Origin of the sequence: Streptomyces sp. RPT161 (genome assembly GCF_027533845.1) — a bacterium.
GTDB classification, from domain to species: domain Bacteria; phylum Actinomycetota; class Actinomycetes; order Streptomycetales; family Streptomycetaceae; genus Streptantibioticus_A; species Streptantibioticus_A silvisoli_A.
In genome coordinates, this window is record NZ_JAPZVN010000023.1 from 31,226 (window position 1) to 49,170 (window position 17,945).

Annotated in this window: 13 protein-coding genes and 1 pseudogene; 13 read left to right on the forward strand and 1 reads right to left on the reverse strand. The window is 70.4% G+C overall.

Annotation, left to right across the window (positions count from 1 at the left end; all coding sequences use genetic code 11):
• The first annotated feature begins 2 nt into the window (after nt 1-2).
• The 9 genes from O5O46_RS29980 (at nt 3) to pssA (ending at nt 11,116) form a co-directional block, all read left to right on the forward strand.
• Nucleotides 3-833 (forward strand): radical SAM protein, encoded by an 831-nt coding sequence (locus O5O46_RS29980; RefSeq protein WP_269858768.1) that lies wholly within the window; start codon nt 3-5, stop codon nt 831-833.
• Between the two features lie 400 nt (nt 834-1,233).
• On the forward strand, nt 1,234-3,036 hold the full coding sequence (locus tag O5O46_RS29985) for a 3-hydroxyacyl-CoA dehydrogenase family protein (protein ID WP_269858769.1): 1,803 nt from the start codon (nt 1,234-1,236) through the stop codon (nt 3,034-3,036).
• 85 nt (nt 3,037-3,121) lie between these two features.
• Nucleotides 3,122-3,910, forward strand: a complete 789-nt coding sequence (locus O5O46_RS29990) for a TetR family transcriptional regulator (RefSeq protein WP_443072660.1) — start codon at nt 3,122-3,124, stop codon at nt 3,908-3,910.
• A 384-nt stretch (nt 3,911-4,294) separates the two neighbouring features.
• Nucleotides 4,295-5,656, forward strand: coding sequence for a crotonyl-CoA carboxylase/reductase (gene ccrA, locus O5O46_RS29995; RefSeq protein ID WP_443072661.1), 1,362 nt, complete (start codon nt 4,295-4,297; stop codon nt 5,654-5,656).
• A 12-nt stretch (nt 5,657-5,668) separates the two neighbouring features.
• Entirely contained in the window at nt 5,669-7,711 is a 2,043-nt protein-coding gene (locus tag O5O46_RS30000) for a protein meaA (RefSeq protein WP_269858771.1), read from the forward strand.
• A gap of 5 nt (nt 7,712-7,716) precedes the next feature.
• Nucleotides 7,717-8,229: a MaoC family dehydratase gene (locus tag O5O46_RS30005; protein ID WP_269858772.1), complete on the forward strand. Its 513-nt coding sequence runs from the start codon at nt 7,717-7,719 to the stop codon at nt 8,227-8,229.
• A gap of 3 nt (nt 8,230-8,232) precedes the next feature.
• Entirely contained in the window at nt 8,233-9,444 is a 1,212-nt protein-coding gene (locus tag O5O46_RS30010; protein WP_269858773.1) for an acyl-CoA dehydrogenase family protein, read from the forward strand.
• 168 nt (nt 9,445-9,612) lie between these two features.
• Nucleotides 9,613-10,260, forward strand: a complete 648-nt coding sequence (locus tag O5O46_RS30015) for a phosphatidylserine decarboxylase (protein WP_269858774.1) — start codon at nt 9,613-9,615, stop codon at nt 10,258-10,260.
• The gene (gene pssA / locus O5O46_RS30020) at nt 10,247-11,116 is read left to right on the forward strand and encodes a CDP-diacylglycerol--serine O-phosphatidyltransferase (RefSeq protein ID WP_269858775.1); all 870 of its coding nucleotides are present in this window, start codon (nt 10,247-10,249) and stop codon (nt 11,114-11,116) included. The genes O5O46_RS30015 and pssA overlap by 14 nt, the downstream gene beginning before the upstream one ends.
• Nucleotides 11,117-11,207: 91 nt before the next feature.
• Here pssA and O5O46_RS30025 read toward each other — a convergent pair whose 3' ends face one another.
• A complete protein-coding gene (locus tag O5O46_RS30025) occupies nt 11,208-12,347 on the reverse strand; it encodes a glycerate kinase family protein (protein ID WP_269858825.1) in 1,140 nt (379 codons plus the stop codon).
• 210 nt (nt 12,348-12,557) lie between these two features.
• Here O5O46_RS30025 and O5O46_RS30030 point away from each other — a divergent pair.
• The 4 genes and pseudogenes from O5O46_RS30030 to O5O46_RS30045 all read left to right on the forward strand — a co-directional run bounded on the left by O5O46_RS30030 (nt 12,558) and on the right by O5O46_RS30045 (nt 17,941).
• Nucleotides 12,558-14,173 (forward strand): annotated as a pseudogene (locus O5O46_RS30030) (BCCT family transporter).
• 223 nt (nt 14,174-14,396) lie between these two features.
• Nucleotides 14,397-14,795 carry a CU044_2847 family protein gene (locus tag O5O46_RS30035; protein ID WP_269858776.1) on the forward strand — a complete coding sequence of 133 codons (399 nt, stop codon included), beginning with the start codon at nt 14,397-14,399 and terminating at the stop codon, nt 14,793-14,795.
• Nucleotides 14,796-14,801: 6 nt separating this feature from the next.
• Entirely contained in the window at nt 14,802-16,982 is a 2,181-nt protein-coding gene (locus tag O5O46_RS30040) for a VMAP-C domain-containing protein (protein ID WP_269858777.1), read from the forward strand.
• Nucleotides 16,979-17,941: an AAA family ATPase gene (locus tag O5O46_RS30045; RefSeq protein WP_269858778.1), complete on the forward strand. Its 963-nt coding sequence runs from the start codon at nt 16,979-16,981 to the stop codon at nt 17,939-17,941. Before O5O46_RS30040 ends, O5O46_RS30045 begins: the two co-directional genes overlap by 4 nt.
• Nucleotides 17,942-17,945 lie beyond the last annotated feature (4 nt).

Consider the following 17,945-nt stretch of genomic DNA (forward strand, 5'->3'; position numbering starts at 1 on the left):
GAGTGCAGTATAGATGCGTCTACTGCTTCGCCCGCAACACGCACAGCTATCTCGACCTCGACACCGGCCATGACTTCGACTCGCAGATCGTGGTGAAGGTCAACGCGCCCGAGTTGCTGCGCCGCGAGCTGGCCGCGCCGCGCTGGAATGGCGAGCACATCGCCATGGGCACCAACGTCGACTGCTACCAGCGCGCCGAGGGCCGCTACCAGCTGATGCCGGGCATCATCAGCGCGCTGCGGGACCACGCCAACCCGTTCTCGATCCTTACCAAGGGCTCGCTGATCCTGCGCGATCTGGAGTTGCTGGAGCAGGCCGCGCGGGTGACCGAGGTGGCGACCGCCGTCTCGGTGGGGTTCACCGATCGGCGGCTGTGGCGCAGCGTGGAACCGGGTACACCGGCTCCGGACAAGCGTTTGGATGTGTGCCGGAAACTTAATGAGCACGGCATCCCATGCGCCGTGCTGATGGCCCCGGTCCTGCCGTTCCTCTCCGACTCCCCCGACCAGTTGCGTGAGACGGTGCGGGCCATCGCCGCCGCTGGGGCCACGTCCGTCACGCCGCTGGTGCTGCATCTGCGCCCGGGGGCGCGCGAGTGGTACATGAAGTGGCTCGCCGAGCGCCATCCGCAACTCGTCAGGCGGTACATGGCGATGTACGCGGAGAGCGCATACGCACCGAAGTGGTACCAGCGCCGCATCACCCGCCAAGTCCACGAACTGGCCGAGGAGTTCGGCATCGGCCCGTCCCGCCCGGGCACGGCCAGGCGCATCGAGTCCGCGGCCCCAGAGGTGGCCGCCCCGGCCGGGCCGACGCAACTGACGCTGCTGTGAGCGCATCCACGGCTACCGCGCTCATCTGAACGCGGCCCAATTCACATGGGCGACCCTCTGGCGCCCAGGTTACTGAGGAGTTACTCTCGCACCAACGAGCCCGCGCACCGCTGACCGCGGTGTCAGGGTTCTCGCGCACGGTGGCCTGGTGACGCAGCCACCACGCGCACAGCACCACCGCACCATCGCGGTATCTCGTCGGTTCGGCATCGCGGCGCGGCCCCGGGACAGGGCCCGCCACCCGCTCCACGGACACCCCTGTGCCCGCCTTCCCGGGCGCAGGCGCCCGAAGGGCACCCCAACTCCCGCACCGCAGGTGTGTGTTCGCCGACACGCGCGCGGTAGCTCCTCAGTCGTCACGCCCCGTTCCCGCACGGGGCACACCCCCTGGAGTTTCGCGATGGACCGTCCGTCCACCCCGTCCCCCTCCGCCCTGCGCACCGTCGCCGTCGTCGGCCTCGGCACCATGGGCTCCGGCATCGCCGAGGTCCTGGTCCGCGCCGGGCACGAGGTCATCGGCATCGAACGCTGCGAGCAGGCGGCCGCCGCGGCTGCCGCCGCCCTGGAGCACTCCACCGAGCGGGCCGTGCAGCGCGGCAAGCTCACCCCGGCCGAACGCGGTGAGGCGCTGGCCCGGTTCCGCACCTTCACCGATCTGCACGCCGCCGCCGACGCCGACCTGGTGATCGAGGTGGTGCCGGAGAACTACGAGCTCAAGCGCGAGGTCCTCACCACGCTCGACGCCATCGTCAAGCCGGAGGCGATCCTGGCCACCGGCACCAACGCGCTGTCGGTGACCCGGCTGGCGGCCGAGACCAAGCGCCCCGAACAGGTGCTGGGGCTGCACTTCTTCGCGCCCGCGCAGGCCATGAAGCTGGTCGAGGTGGTCTCCACGGTGCTCACCGCGCCCGAGGCCACGGCGCAGGTGACCGCGCTGGTGAGCGCGCTCGGCAAGGAGGCGGTCCCGGTCGGCGACCGGCCCGGGTTCATCGCCGACGGGCTGCTGTTCGGCTACCTCAACCAGGCCGCCGCGATGTACGAGGCGCGCTACGCGACGCGTGAGGACATCGACGCGGCCATGCGGCTCGGCTGCGGGCTGCCGATGGGGCCGCTGGCGCTGCTCGACCTGATCGGCGTCGACACCGCGAAAACGGTGCTGGAGGCGATGTACTCCGCCTCCCGCGACCGGCTGCACGCACCGGCGCCGATCCTGGGCCAGTTGGCGGCGGCGGGCCTGACCGGCCGCAAGGCCGGACGCGGCTTCTACACCTACGCCGAGCCCGGCAGCCACGAGGTGGTCGCCGACCGGCAGACCCCGGGCGACGGCCAGCGGCAGGGTGCGGGCCGCACCGTGCGCACCGTCGGCGTGGCGGGCTCCGGAACCATGGCGACCGGCATCGCGGAGGTCTTCGCGAAGGCGGGCTACCAGGTCGTCCTGGCCGCCCGCGGCCAGGAGAAGGCCGACGCCGCCGTCGCCCGCATCGCCAAGTCCCTTGCCCGCTCGGTCGATCGGGGCCGTCTGACGCCGGCCGACCGGGACGCGGCGCTGGCCAGGATCACCGCGGCGGGGTCGCTGGACTCCTTCGCCCAGGTCGACCTGGCGGTGGAGGCGATCGCCGAGGAACTCGCCCTGAAGCAGCAGCTGTTCGAGACCTTCGACAAGGTCTGCCGACCGGGCGCGGTGCTGGCGACCACCACGTCGTCGCTGCCGGTGGTGCAGATCGCCGCCGGGACCTCCCGTCCGCAGGACGTCATCGGCATGCACTTCTTCAACCCGGCCCCGGCGATGAAGCTGGTCGAGGTGGTGCGCACGGTGCTCACCGCGGACGACGTGCGGGCCACGGTGCACGAGGTGTGCGGCACCATCCGCAAGCACCCGGTGGACTGCGGCGACCGGGCCGGTTTCATCGTCAACGCCCTGCTGTTCCCGTACCTGAACAACGCGGTGAAGATGGTTCAGGAGCACTACGCGAGCGTGGACGCGATCGACACCGCCATGAAGCTGGGCGGCGGTTACCCGATGGGCCCGTTCGAACTGCTGGATGTCGTCGGGCTGGACGTCTCGCTGGCCATCGAGCGGGTGCTGCACCGGGAGTTCCGTGACCCGGGGCTCGCTCCCGCCCCACTGCTGGAGAACCTGGTCTCCGCGGGCTGCCTCGGCCGGAAGACCGGCCGCGGCTTCCGCGAATATGCCAGGGCCTGACGACACCAAGGGGTGGGCCGGGGTCTTCCCCGGCCTGGCCCCCGGCGCCGGACGAGCTGGGGCGCCGGGCGCACCGCCTGCCGAAATGCAGTACGTTCCCCACATGTCCCAGCCGCGCTCAACTGCCCGAACCACCGCACAGCGGCACCGCGTGCGCCAGGACCTGGCCACGGCCGCTATGCACCTGTTCTCCACGAAGGGGTACGAAGCCACCACGGTCGACGAGATCGCCGCGGCGGCGGGGGTGGCCCGGCGCACCTTCTTCCGCCACTTCCGCTCCAAGGAAGAGGCGATCTTCCCCGACCATGACGACACCCTGGTCCGTGTCCAGGCGGTACTGGACAGCGCGGAACCGGGCGAGCACCCACTGGACACGGTGTGCCGCGGTATCACCGAAGTGCTGCGGATGTACGCGGAGTCGCCCGAGGTGTCCGTGGAACGCTATCGACTGACGCGCGAGGTCCCCGCGCTGCGCGAGCACGAGATCGCGTCGGTCGCGCGCTACGACCGGTTGTTCACCCGCTACCTGCTGGGCCACTTCGACGAGGCGGCGCACCGCGCGGGCGATGACGACCCGCTGCTGGCCGAGGTGGCCGCGTCGGCGGTGGTGGCCGCCCACAACCATGTGCTGCGGCGCTGGCTGCGGGCGGGCGGCAAGGGCGATGTGGAGGCGCAGTTGAACCACGCCTTCGACGTGATCAGGGAGACATTCGGCACCGGCATGGGCGTGGGCCGCGCCACCCCGGCGACGGCGGCGCCGGTGCCCCAGGAGGACCGGCCGGGCGCGGTGGTGGTGGCGGTGGCCCGTACCGACGCCTCGCCCACCGAGGTGCTGCGGGCCGTCGAGAAGGCCCTGGAATCCGGCCTGGACTGACCAGCGGCAACTCCCCCAAACTCGCACGGCCGCACCCGGCTTCGGGTGCGGCCGTGCCACATCCGCGCACGGTCCATGCCACATTCATGCACGGCCCGCGTCGCGTCCACGTGGAACTCGTCCAAAATTTATGGCACGCAGTGTCTTTACGAGTGACACCCCGTGCCATAACCTGGCAGTGTCCGGGCGGGCGGCGTGCAGCGAACCTCCGCACGCCGTCTGTCCCCAAGCGCCCGGACGCCTGCGTCACAGGCTCCCCCAGACCCCGTCCGGGGGCACTTCCAGCGCGCCACAGCGCGCTCACGCACCACCGCCGAACCGACGGCACACCGAGACCCCAGCGTTCCCTCAAGCGTCCCCAAACGCTTCGCCGGAGGCCCCAAAGTGAACGACATCCTCGACGCGATCCTCGCGTCGACCGCATCCGACAGCGGCTCCCACACCGTCACCGCCGCCGATTTCGCGGCCCTGCCGCTGCCCGAGTCGTACCGTGCCGTCACCGTCCACAAGGACGAGGCCGAGATGTTCGCCGGCCTGACCACCCGCGAGAAGGACCCCCGCAAGTCCCTCCACGTCGACGAGGTGCCGGTGCCCGAACTCGGCCCGGGCGAGGCCCTGGTGGCCGTCATGGCCAGTTCGGTGAACTACAACTCGGTCTGGACGTCCATCTTCGAACCGGTCTCCACCTTCAACTTCCTTGAGCGGTACGGGAAGTCGTCGCCGCTCGCCGCGCGCCACGACCTGCCGTACCACATCATCGGCTCCGACCTGGCGGGCGTCGTGCTGCGCACCGGACCCGGGGTCAACGCCTGGCACCCGGGCGACGAGGTCGTCGCACACTGCCTGTCGGTGGAGTTGGAGTCGGCCGACGGCCACAACGACACGATGCTCGACCCCGAGCAGCGCATCTGGGGTTTCGAGACCAACTTCGGCGGTCTGGCCGAGATCGCGCTGGTCAAGTCCAACCAGCTGATGCCCAAGCCCAAGCACCTGACCTGGGAGGAGGCGGCCTCCCCCGGGCTGGTCAACTCCACCGCGTACCGCCAGTTGGTCTCGCGCAACGGCGCGGGCATGAAGCAGGGCGACAACGTGCTCATCTGGGGTGCCAGTGGTGGCCTCGGCAGCTACGCCACGCAGTTCGCGCTCGCCGGCGGCGCAAACCCGATCTGCGTGGTCTCCTCACCGCAGAAGGCGGACATCTGCCGTGCGATGGGCGCCGAGGCGATCATCGACCGCAACGCCGAGGGCTACAAGTTCTGGAAGGACGAGCACAACCAGGACCCGCGCGAGTGGAAGCGGCTGGGCAAGCGGATCCGTGAGCTGACCGGCGGTGAGGACGTGGACATCGTCTTCGAGCACCCCGGCCGGGAGACCTTCGGCGCCTCGGTCTACGTCACCCGCAAGGGCGGCACCATCGTCACCTGCGCCTCCACCTCCGGCTACAACCACGAGTACGACAACCGCTACCTGTGGATGTCGCTGAAGCGCATCGTGGGCTCCCATTTCGCCAACTACCGCGAGGCCTGGGAGGCCAACCGCCTGATCGCCAAGGGCAAGATCCACCCGACGCTGTCCAAGACGTACCGCCTGGAGGAGACCGGCCAGGCCGCCTACGACGTGCACCGCAACCTCCACCAGGGCAAGGTCGGCGTGCTCGCCCTGGCCCCGCAGGAGGGCCTGGGGGTGCGCGACCACGAGCTGCGCGAGAAGCACATCGACGCCATCAACCGCTTCCGGAACGTCTGAGGGACAGCGCAGATGAGTGAGCGTCAGAAAGATCGGCCGTGGCTGATGCGGACCTACGCGGGGCACTCCTCCGCCGAGGAGTCCAACGCGCTGTACCGGCGCAACCTCGCCAAGGGCCAGACCGGACTGTCGGTCGCGTTCGACCTTCCGACGCAGACCGGCTACGACCCCGACCACATCCTCGCCCGCGGCGAGGTGGGCCGGGTCGGGGTCCCGGTCGCCCATCTCGGCGATATGCGGCGGCTGTTCCAGGACATCCCGCTGGAGCAGATGAACACCTCGATGACCATCAACGCCACCGCCATGTGGCTGCTGGCGCTGTACCAGGTGGTCGCCGAGGAACAGGGGGCGGACATCGCCAAGCTCCAGGGGACGACGCAGAACGACATCGTCAAGGAGTACCTGTCGCGCGGCACCCATGTCTTCCCGCCCGGTCCGTCGCTGCGGCTGACCACGGACATGATCACCTACACGGTGAACCACATCCCCAAGTGGAACCCGATCAACATCTGCAGCTACCACCTGCAGGAGGCGGGAGCCACTCCGGTCCAGGAGATCGCCTACGCGATGTGCACCGCGATCGCCGTGCTGGACGCGGTGCGCGACTCCGGCCAGGTGCCACCGGAACGCTTCGGCGATGTGGTCGGCCGGATCTCCTTCTTCGTCAACGCGGGCGTGCGGTTCGTCGAGGAGATGTGCAAGATGCGGGCCTTCGCCCGCCTCTGGGACACCATCACCCGTGATCGGTACGGGATCGACAACCCCAAGAACCGCCGCTTCCGCTACGGCGTCCAGGTCAACTCGCTCGGGCTGACCGAGGCCCAGCCGGAGAACAACGTCCAGCGCATCGTGCTGGAGATGCTCGCCGTCACCCTCAGCAAGGACGCCCGCGCCCGCGCCGTACAACTCCCCGCGTGGAACGAGGCGTTGGGTCTGCCGCGCCCCTGGGACCAGCAGTGGTCGCTGCGCATCCAGCAGGTCCTGGCGCACGAGAGCGACCTGCTGGAGTACGAGGACATCTTCCGCGGCAGCCATGTCATAGAGGCCAAGGTCGACGAGATCGTCGAGGCCGCCGCCGCCGAGATCGAACATGTTCAGGAGATGGGCGGCGCCATCCCGGCGGTGGAGTCCGGCTACCTGAAGTCCCAGCTGGTCGCCTCGCACGCGCTGCGCCGGGCCCGTATCGAGTCCGGTGAGGACAAGATCGTCGGGGTCAACAGCTTCGAGGGCACCGAGCCCAGCCCGCTCACCGCGGACCTGGACACCGCCATCCATACCGTCGACCCGGCCAACGAGGCGCTCGTGGTCAAGGCCGTGGGCAGCTGGCGGGCCGAGCGCGACGAGGCTCGCGCCCAGGCGGCCGTCTCGGCGCTCAAGGAGGCCGCGGCCACCGACGCCAACCTGATGGCGGCCACGTTGGAGTGCGCCCGTGCGGGGGTCACCACGGGCGAGTGGTCCTTCGCGCTGCGCGCCGTCTTCGGCGAGTTCCGCGCCCCCACGGGGGTGAGCGGCGCGCCCGTCGCGGTCGCCCCGGAGGCGGGCACGCCGCTGGCCGAGGTGCGCCACAAGGTGGCGGCCACAGCAGACGAGTTGGGGGTCGGCAAGCTGCGGCTGCTGGTCGGCAAGCCCGGCCTGGACGGACACTCCAACGGTGCCGAGCAGATCGCGGTTCGCGCGCGTGATGCGGGATTCGAGGTCGTCTACCAGGGCATCCGGCTCACACCCGAGCAGATCGTCACGGCCGCAGTGGCCGAGGACGTGCACTGCGTCGGGCTGTCGATCCTGTCCGGCTCGCATCTGGAACTCGTCCCCGAGGTACTGCGGCTGCTGCGCGCCGCGGGGGTGGAGGACATGCCGGTGATCGTCGGCGGCATCATTCCGTCGGCGGACGCCGAGGCCCTGCGTGCGAAGGGCGTCGCAGCGGTCTTCACGCCGAAGGACTTCGGCATCACCGAGATGATCGGCAGGATTGTGGACGAGATCCGCCGAGGATACGGTCTCGGAAGCCTGGGGGCTGCCCCCGTGACCAACTCCGCTTCGCTCCAGGAGGCTTAGACCCCATGCAATTCGGCCGCACCTACGAGGAGTTCACCGTCGGGGACGTCTACCGGCACTGGCCCGGCAAGACGGTCACCGAATACGACGACCACCTCTTCTGTCTGCTCACCATGAACCACCATCCGCTGCACATGGACGCCAACTACGCGGAGCGGACCACCGATTTCGGCAAGAACGTCGTGGTGGGCAACTACATCTACTCCCTGCTGCTGGGCATGTCGGTGCCCGATGTCTCCGGAAAGGCGATCGCCAACCTGGAGATCGAGTCGCTGCGGCACGTGGCACCGACCTTCCACGGCGACACCGTTTACGGCGAGACGACCGTGCTCGACAAGTGGGAGTCGAAGTCGAAGAACGACCGGGGCATCGTCTACGTGGAGACCAAGGGCTACAAGCAGGACGGCACGCTGGTGTGCGTCTTCCGCCGCAAGGTCATGGTCCCCACGGCCACGTACATCAAGGAGCGCGGCGGCGAGCAGCCCGGCCGCCCCGAGCTCAACGCCCAGGAGAAGTAGACCATGAGCCGCCTCCAGCAGACCGAGGGCCTGACCGACATCCAGCGCGAGATCCTGTCCACCGTCCGGGACTTCGTGGACAAGGAGATCCTTCCGGTCGCGACCGAACTCGAACACCGCGACGAGTACCCCACGCAGATAGTGGAGGGACTCAAGGAGTTGGGCGTCTTCGGCCTGATGATCCCCGAGGAGTACGGGGGGCTCGGGGAATCCCTGCTCACCTACGCGCTGTGCGTCGAGGAGATCTCCCGTGGGTGGATGAGCGTCTCCGGCATCATCAACACCCATTTCATCGTCGCCTACATGCTCAAGCAGCACGGTACGCAGGAGCAGAAGGACCACTTCCTGCCGAAGATGGCGACCGGTGATATCCGCGGCGCGTTCTCGATGTCCGAGCCGGGGCTCGGCTCCGACGTTTCCGCCATTCGCACCAAGGCGGTCCGAAGCGGTGAAGAGTACGTCATCAACGGCCAGAAGATGTGGCTGACCAACGGCGGTTCTTCAAATCTCGTCGCGGTGCTGTGCCGCACCGACGAGGGCCAGCCGGAAGGCGCCCCGCCGCACCGGTCGATGACCACCTTCCTCATCGAGAAGGAGCCGGGCTTCGGCCCGAACACCAAGGTCCCCGGCCTCACCGTGCCCGGCAAGATCGAGAAAATGGGCTACAAGGGCGTGGACACCACCGAGTTGGTGCTGGAGGACGTACACGTTCCGGCGGACCGGGTGCTCGGCGGCCAAAGCGGCCGTGGTTTCTACCAGATGATGGACGGCGTCGAGGTCGGGCGCGTCAACGTTGCGGCGCGCGGCTGCGGCGTGGCGCGCCGGGCCTTCGAGTTGGGGGTGGAGTACGCCCAGCAGCGGCACACCTTCGGCAAACCGATCGCCCAGCACCAGGCGATCCAGTTCAAGCTCGCGGAGATGGCCACCAAGGTGGAGGCGGCCCATCAAATGATGATTAACGCGGCCCGCAAGAAGGATTCCGGACAGCGCAACGACCTTGAGGCAGGCATGGCGAAGTACCTCGCCTCCGAGTACTGCAAAGAGGTGGTGGAAGACGCCTTCCGGATCCACGGTGGATACGGCTTCTCCAAGGAGTACGAGATCGAGCGGCTGTACCGCGAGGCGCCGATGCTGCTGATCGGCGAGGGCACCGCCGAGATCCAGAAAATGATCATCGGGCGGCGCCTACTGGAGGAGTACCGAATCCAGGGCTAAATGTCCACTTCTGTGGCTTTTGTCCGCGAAAAAGATCACACCCGGTCATCGGTTTGCGGCCACCGACTCGCCCTTGAGCTTGCCGAGTTGCTGGTCGCAACCGATACCATCGGGAAAAGCCGCCGTCCCCGTTTCTCTCGCGGCAATCCTCCGCTACGAAGGTCATCCATGCCCCACAGCCCATCCTCTGCACAACGCGGCCGGGTCCGCCTCGCGCGTGGAGCGTCGCCGTGGCTCCTCCCGACCGTCGCCGCCGCAGCGGTCAGCCTGACCCGCGCCCGACGCTCCGGCCGCTGGGCGGCTGTGGCCGTACCGACCACCGCCCTCGCGGCGGGCATGCTGTGGTTCTTCCGCGACCCCGAGCGTGAGATCGCTCACGGCCGCGTCATCTCCCCGGCAGACGGTGTGGTGCAGAGCATCATGCCCTGGAAGGACGGCCGCACCCGCGTCGCGATCTTCATGAGCCCGCTGAACGTCCATGTGAACCGCGCCCCGCTGGCGGGCACGGTCACCTCCGTCGAGCACATCCCCGGCGGGTTCGTTCCGGCGTTCAACAAGGAGAGCGAGAACAACGAGCGGGTCGTCTGGCACTTCGACACCGAGCTGGGCGACATCGAGATGGTCCAGATCGCTGGTGCCGTCGCCCGGCGCATCGTGCCCTACGTCACACAGGGCACCAAGGTGGAACAGGGCGAGCGGATCGGGCTGATCCGCTTCGGTTCACGGGTCGACGTCTACCTGCCGGAGGGGATCGAGCCGGCCGTCGAGGTCGGCCAGACCACACAGGCTGGGGTGACTCGCCTTGACCGTGGTTGATCCCGACACACAACCTCCCTGGGTCACCGAGATCGAAGAGGACGACGCCGACGACATGCCGGTGTCCACCCGGTTGTCGATAGCGGACACCCTCACCCTCGGTAACGCCACCTGCGGCTTCATGGCGGTGTACTTCACCACCACCGGCGTGCTGGTCCCGCACCTGATGGGCCAGACCGACGGCGGGATGGCCCGGCACAGCGCCGCCACCGCCGTGATGCTGATGCTGCTCGCCTCGGTCTTCGACCTGTTCGACGGCCTGGTGGCGCGCAAGCTGCGCAGCTCGGCGATGGGCGCGGAGCTCGACAACCTCTCCGACCTGATCAGCTTCGGGCTGGCACCGGCGTACTTCGTGGTGGTCTGGGGCATGGTCGCCGACGACGGCCACCAGCACGTCTCCGCGGTGGCGGCGATCGTGGTGGTGCTGGCCGTGGTGCTGCGGCTGGCAAGGTTCTCCTGCACCACCATGAAGGACGGGATCTTCCAGGGCATGCCGAGCCCCATGGGCGCCCTGACGATCGTCTCCGCGACGCTGCTGCGGCTGCCGTTCCTGCCGACGCTGGCGATCATCGTCGGTGTGGCATGGCTCATGGTGAGCCGGGTCGAGTACCCCAAGCCGCGCGGACGACTGGCGATCGCCACCCTGTGCTGGATCTTCATCAGCATGGGCTGCCTGGCGGCCTGGGCGGCCGACTCCCCGGGTGCGCAGGTTCTGCTCCAGGCCGGTGCGGCGCTCCAGGTGGTGATGGCGGCGGTCATTCCGCTGTTCGCCACCTTCCGGCGGGTGAACACGATCCGCGGCAACCGGCGCGACGCCCGGGCCGCACGGGCCGCGGAGCGCCTGCCGCTGGGCTGAGCCTCCACAGCGTAGGACTGGGTGGGCGGGAGATCTCCCGCCCACCTTTCGTCCTTGTAGGCGTCAACAGGCCACCGGTCGTTGCCGGTGGTTAATGAGGCGGCCGTCGCAGGACCAGGAAGTCGTCGGCGATCCGCTGCGCCACCCGCTCCAGCAGCGGCCCCGCTTCCGCGATGGACCGGGAGACGTCCGGCTCCAGCTCGGTGAGCGCATAGGCGCGGCGGATCCCCGCTGCCCCCAGCTCCGCGGGTGGCAGCGCCAGCCGCCCGCAGACCGCGACGACGTCGAGCCCACGGGCGCGCGCCGCCTGCGCCACACCCGCGGGGGCCTTGCCGTGCAGCGTCTGCGCGTCGAGCGAGCCCTCACCGGTGATCACGAAATCGGCCCGGGCCAGCGCCTCCGCGAAGCCCAGCAGCTCGAACAGCACCTCGACCCCGGGCCGGAACACCGCCCCCAGGCCCACCAGCGCCCCGTAACCGATGCCGCCCGCCGCGCCCGCGCCCGGGGCCTGCGCGGCCTCCACCGCGCGGACGCCGACCGCCTTGCCCAGCACGTCCACATACCGGCCCAGTGCGGCGTCCAGCGCCACGACGTCGGCGGCGGAGGCGCCCTTCTGCGGGCCGTAGACGGCCGCGGCGCCCTTGGGGCCGCGCAGCGGGTTGTCCACGTCGCTGGCGAGCACGATCTCGGCCTCGGCGAGCCGCGGGTCAAGGCCGCTGAGGTCGGCCGCGGCGAGCGCGGCCAGCGCCGCGCCACCGGAACCGACCGGCTTGCCGTCAGCGTCGGTGAATTCCGCGCCGAGTGCGGCCAGCATCCCGGCCCCGCCGTCCGTCGTGGCGCTGCCACCCACCCCGAGCACGATGGTGCGCGCTCCGGCGTCCAGCGCGGCGCGCAGCAGCTCCCCGGTGCCGTACGTCGTCGCGGTGAGCGGTGCGAAGACGCCGTCCGGCAGCTGCCGAAGGCCCGACGCCTCGGCCATCTCGACCACGGCCACGGTGTCGCCCAGCGCGTAGGCCGCGGTCACCGGACCGCCGAGCGGCCCGGTGACGCGTGCGGTCCGCCGTTCGAATCCGGCGGCGACCGCCGCGTCCACCGTGCCGTCACCGCCGTCGGCGACCGGCAGGAACTCGACGCGCAGGCCGGGCACCGCCCGGCGCAGGCCGGTGGTGAGGTGCTGGGCCACCTCGGTGGCCGTGAGCGAACCCTTGAACTTGTCCGCGGCGATCAGCACGCTGCGAATTTCTGCCACCTCTGCACTCTCCAGGAGTTAAGTCGCGCCGCTTTGGACCTTATCCGTCCGGTGGGCCCGGTGCCCATGGTCACCGTCGGCGAGCCACTCCCAGCAGCCCCACATATGCGGACATAGTGGGGCAACACAAGTGCCCTGGACACCGATCAGCCCCTGGCCCACGAACCGCGCGACGAGTCCCCCGACTTCACACTGTTCTCCGTCGGAGCCCTCCTGGTAGTCGCGGTCGTGGCGTGGGGCGCCCTCGGCAGGGCATCGCTGGACTGGGCCTCCAGCGCCGCGCTCCGCTGGGTGCTGAGCAACTTCGGCCGGCTGTTCGTGATCGCCGCCGACGCCTTCCTGGTACTGGCCGTGGTGATCGCCTTCAGCCGCTTCGGGCTCATCAGGCTCGGCCGGGACGAGGACGAGCCCGAGTTCGACAACCTCGCCTGGGTGGCGATGATGTTCAGCGCGGGCATGGGCATCGGCCTGATGTTCTACGGCGTCGGCGAACCACTCCAGCACTATGTGAACCCGCCACCAGGAAGCGGCGTTCCGCAGCACTCCCCCGCGGCGGCCAGGACCGCGCTGGAGTACTCGTTCTTCCACTGGACCCTCCAGCCGTGGGCCATCTACGGCATGGCCGGGCTGGCGCTGGCCTACGCGGGATTCCGCAAGGGCCGCGGCAACCGGCTCAGTTCGGTGTTCGTCCCGCTCATCGGCGAGGCGCGGGCGCGGGGTTGGCCCGGTCGCGCGATCGACCTGCTCGCCGTCTTCGCCACCGTCTTCGGCACTGCCACCAGCCTCGGCCTGGGCGCCCTACAGGTCGTCAAGGGCCTCCAACTCACCGCCCAGGTACGCGACTCCAGGGCGCTGGAGCTGGTCGTCATCGCCGCGTTGAGCGCGGCGTTCGTCGCCTCCGCCTTCTCCGGACTGCACAAGGGCGTCAAATGGCTGAGCACGATCAACGTGGTGCTCGCCGCCGTCGTCATGGTCTTCGTGTTCGTCGTCGGCCCGACCGTGTACGTGCTCAACAGCGTTCCGGCCAGCGTCGGCGGCTATCTGCACGACATGCTGGTGATGTCGTCGCGCACCGGGGCGTTCGTGGACGCCAAGTGGCTCGGCAGCTGGACCATCTTCTACTGGGCGTGGTGGCTGTCCTGGGCGCCGTTCGTCGGCACGTTCATCGCACGCATCTCCCGCGGCCGTACCATCCGGCAGTTCCTGGTCGGCGTGCTGCTGGTGCCCAGCGGGGCGACGGTGGTGTGGTTCTGGGTGATGGGCGGCAGCGCGAGCCGGCTGGACGCGACGGGGGCGGCCCCGCTCACCTCGACCGTCACCCAGGGCGCCGAGGCCTCCCTGTTCGGCTGCTGCGGTCACTGCCGCTGGGGACGGTGACGTCCTGGATCGCCATGGTGCTGGTGATGACCTACTTCATCACCAGCGCGGACTCGGCCTCGCTGGTGATGGGGTCGCTGTGCAGTCGTGGCGCGCTGCACCCGCGCACCTGGCTGGTCGCGGTGTGGGGGGTGCTGATGGCGGCGGTCGCCGCCGCGCTGCTGGTGGCGGGCGGGCTGTCGTCGCTGCAGACGGTGACGATCCTGGTGGCACTGCCGTTCGTTGTGGTGATGCTGGCGCTGTGCTGGTCGCTGCTGGGCGAACTGTGCACCGACCCCGGCGCGGGCCCGGCCCGGCACCACGCACTGCACGGCCTGCGGGCCGCGGGCCGCGCCGCCGTGGGTGACGCGTTGACCGAACGCGCGGCCGTCCGGCGCACACCACCGCGCCCGGTCGCGGAGCCGGTGCGCGAGCGCGACACCGACAACTGACCACCGCCCAAAGGGCGCTGGCCGGAAATCGCGAGCGGCTCGGAGGTTTGGCGACGCGCCAGCGACCAAGTCCCGCCCGGCGGCGAGCAACCACAACATCGCGCACCAGCGGTCACACGGCCGCCCGCGACCCACGAGGACTCAGCGCCGAATCCCAGCAAGGGCACCACGTGTTCGACCGAAAATCGGCGCCGCCCGGCGTATTGATCGGCACAATGGGTGTGTGCCGCAATACGCCGAGATACAACTCGACCCCGACACCTCCGTGCGCCTGGAACTCGCGCCGGTCGGTGTCCTCCAGCAGCCCGCCGCGGCGGACGATGCCGGGAGTGACGCCGCTGACCTGCCGGACGGCATCGCCGGGTCGGCGCCCGTCGGCCGGGCGGGTGCCGCCGCCTCGGCACTGACCTCGGAGGCGCTGCGGTTCAGCCTGCGCCCACTCGGCCCGCTGCTCCAGGAGGTGCACGACTCGGTCAGCGCCATCAAGAACCCGCCGCAGGAGATCAGCGTCGAGTTCGGTGTCCAGATCGGCCAGGACCTCAAGCTCGGCATCGTGGGCGCCCGTGGGCACGCGAGCCTGATGGTCACGGCTTCCTGGCAGGTCGGTCAGGATTCGGAGTGAGCACCTATGGGGTGGTTCCGGTACGCCAGCGGGGATGACTCGGCGGGGGTTCACGGCGCCTTCGTCTCCGTGTTACGGGAGAGCGACCGCCGGGCCGCCGGCGGCGGGGTGCTGCTCACCGAGCGCCATCTGCTGACCTGCGCCCATGTGGTCAACGTGGCGCTGGGAAAGGAGTTGTTGGCGCCCGCCGATCCCGGGCCGGTACGGATCGGGGCCGTCTTCCCCGGCACCGGTTCCCGGGCGCCGCACGAGGCGCGGGTCGCGCACTGGGTGCCGCCGCGGCGCACCGGCGGCGGGCTGGACTGGAGCGGCGACCTCGCCGTGCTCGAACTCGACGCCCCCGCGCCCGCGGTGCCGCCGCGCTGGTCGGAGATGGTGCCGGGGCAGGGGGTGCGCGCCTGGCACGGCGGTGGGCACGCGGCCACGTTCGTCGAGGTCATGGTGAAGGAGTGCGACGGCTGGATCGGCTATGTCGACGGTGAGCTGTCCGGCGCGGCGATCGGGCCCGGTTACAGCGGCGGCCCCCTGTGGTCGGAGCGCGAGGGCGCCTTCGTGGGCCTGGTGGCGGCGCAACTCCAGGCGCCCGACGGCCCCTTGGCGGCCCACCATGTGGTGCGCCGCGGTTGGGCCATCCCGTGGCAGGCGGTGCGCGCGGAGCTGGAGTCCACGGGGGCAGGCCCGCTGCTCGCCGCGGCGGGCGACGGCGCGGAGGACGCCCAGCGGGTGCCGCACCAGTTGCTGCTGCCGCTGGCGGCGCTGCTGAGCGACCCGGCGGAGCGCGCCGACAAGGCCCGGCGGCTGGCCGAGCAGTGCGGACTGCACGCCCTGGACGACGGTTCCGCGCCCACGTACGAGGAGTTGGCGGCGGTGCTCGCCGAGTATCCGCGTGCCCTGCCGTCGCTCACCGAGGTGCTGGTACCGACCGCGCACAGCTCCTCGGCCCGTGACGCCATCGACACCCTGCACGCCACCGGCCCGCTGGCGGCGGGCTCCCGGCTGCTGTCGTACACCGAACACCACTACCTGCTGGCCCTGCTGCGGCAGCACGCCAAGGCCGACCCGGCCCTGCTGCCGCGCGCCGCGCGGGGCGCGCTCGCCTACGCGGAACTGCCGCAGCCGGTACGGGCGGCGAGGATCGCGCCGGAGGCCGTGGAAGCAGCGGTGGACGCGTTGGAGGAACTCGGCGACAGCGGGCGGGTACCGGACGGCACCCCGCGGGTGCCCGCACTGCTTCGCGTGGCCGAGTACGTGGCGGCGGCGCTGGACGGCGCGGCCGGTGACGAACTGTGCGGCTGGAGCGACCAGGTGGCCACCCGGCTGGGCATCCACCCGGCCGCGCTGGCCGAACGCCGCAGGGACGCCGAGGAGTGGGCCAGCAGCCGCCACACCGACAGCGGCGGCACCGTCGTCCGGCTCACCCGGCGCCCCGGCGACCCGTCCGGCGCCTACCGGTGCACGGTGTGGCGGATGGCCCCGGACGGCACCGCGACCCGCGCCTCCACGGGCGCGGACCGCCCGCTGAGCGGCCCGGAGATCGCCGGCCTGGTGCGGGACACGGTGGCGCCGGACGACGAGGAGGCGCCTCTGGTCGAATTCGTGGTGGATCGCGACGCGCTGCAACTGCCGGTGGACGAGTGGCGCGAGGCCGAGCCGGACGACACGGACCCGTACGGCATCTTCGCCCCGGCGGCACTCGGCGCCGACTTCCGTGTGGTGCTGCGCTGCCCGGAGCTGCGCCGAAGGTCTCCGACGGGCGCGGCGGACCTTCGGCGACGATGGGCCGGATGCCGCACCGAGGAGACGCTGGCGGTGGACGAACTCATGGGCGACGTAAGGGCGTTGAAGGATACACTCAACAGGACGCGGCAGCGTTCGACCGGCCGGGTGGTGCTGCACGGCCCCGTGGCCCGTCGCATCCAACTGCTTCAGGTGTGCCTGTTCATGGGCGTTCCGGTGGTGCTGTGGGACCGGACGGCGGCCGGGCGGGACGACGGGCGGCATCTGGACGAGATCGATTCCGCGGGCCCGTTGGACTCGCTGCCGGAACGTGTCAGGGACTTCCGTGTCGGTGTGTACGCCGATTCGGAGCGCACCGCGCGGCCCTCGCTGGTCTGGGAGGATCCGGACCGACCGCTTCCAGGTGGACTGTGGCTCGCGGACCCGGTGGCAATGACGGAGGAGAAGTGAACGGCAACACCGAGGACGGCGACTGGCGGCTGTTCCGCGGCGACGGTACGGTCCGCGACACCGTCTTCCCGGAACCGCCGCCATGGCGCCGGTTCGGCGAGGCGCCTCATGGACAGGCGCCGCGCCCGTACCTGATCGGTCGGGCGGAGTCCGATGTCGTCAACGCGGCACTGCATCTGCGCCGCCCGCTCCTGGTCACCGGTCATCCGGGCACCGGCAAGTCGTCGCTGGCGCGGGCGATCGCCCATGAGCTGGACCTGGGCCGGGTGTTGACCTGGCCGGTCAACAGCCGTTCCGTGCTCCAGGACGCACTGTACCGATATGACGCGATCGGGCGGCTTCGCGAGACCGCGCTGCGCCGCGACCGCGGCGAGGAGTCACCCGAGCCCGGCATCGGCTCCTTCGTACGGCTCGGGCCGCTGGGCACGGCGCTGCTGCCGAAGAGCCGACCGCGGGTGCTGCTCATCGACGAACTCGACAAGGGCGATGTGGACCTGCCCAACGACCTGTTGGCGGTCTTCGAGGACGGCTCGTTCGAGATCCCGGAGCTGGCCAGGCTGCCCCGTGAGCAGTCCGAGGTCGAGGTCTTCCCGGACGATCCGGACGGTGATCCGGTACCGGTGGTGCGCGGCCGGGTGTGCTGCACCCAGTTCCCGGTCGTGATCATCACCAGCAACGGCGAACGGGACTTCCCACCCGCCTTCCTGCGGCGCTGCGTCCGGCTGGACCTGCCGGACCCGGACGAGGAGCGGCTGCGCGAGATCGTCACCGCGCACCTCGGCGAGGACGCGCTGGAGGCGGTCGACGGTCTGCTGCGGGACTTCCTGGCCCGCCGGGCGCCGGGTGAGCTGGCCACCGACCAGTTGCTGAACGCGGTGTTCCTGCGCGCGGGCGGTGTCGATCTGGGCGCCGAGGGCCTGTTGGACGCCGTACTGCACCGGCTCGGCGGGGCGGTCTGACCGC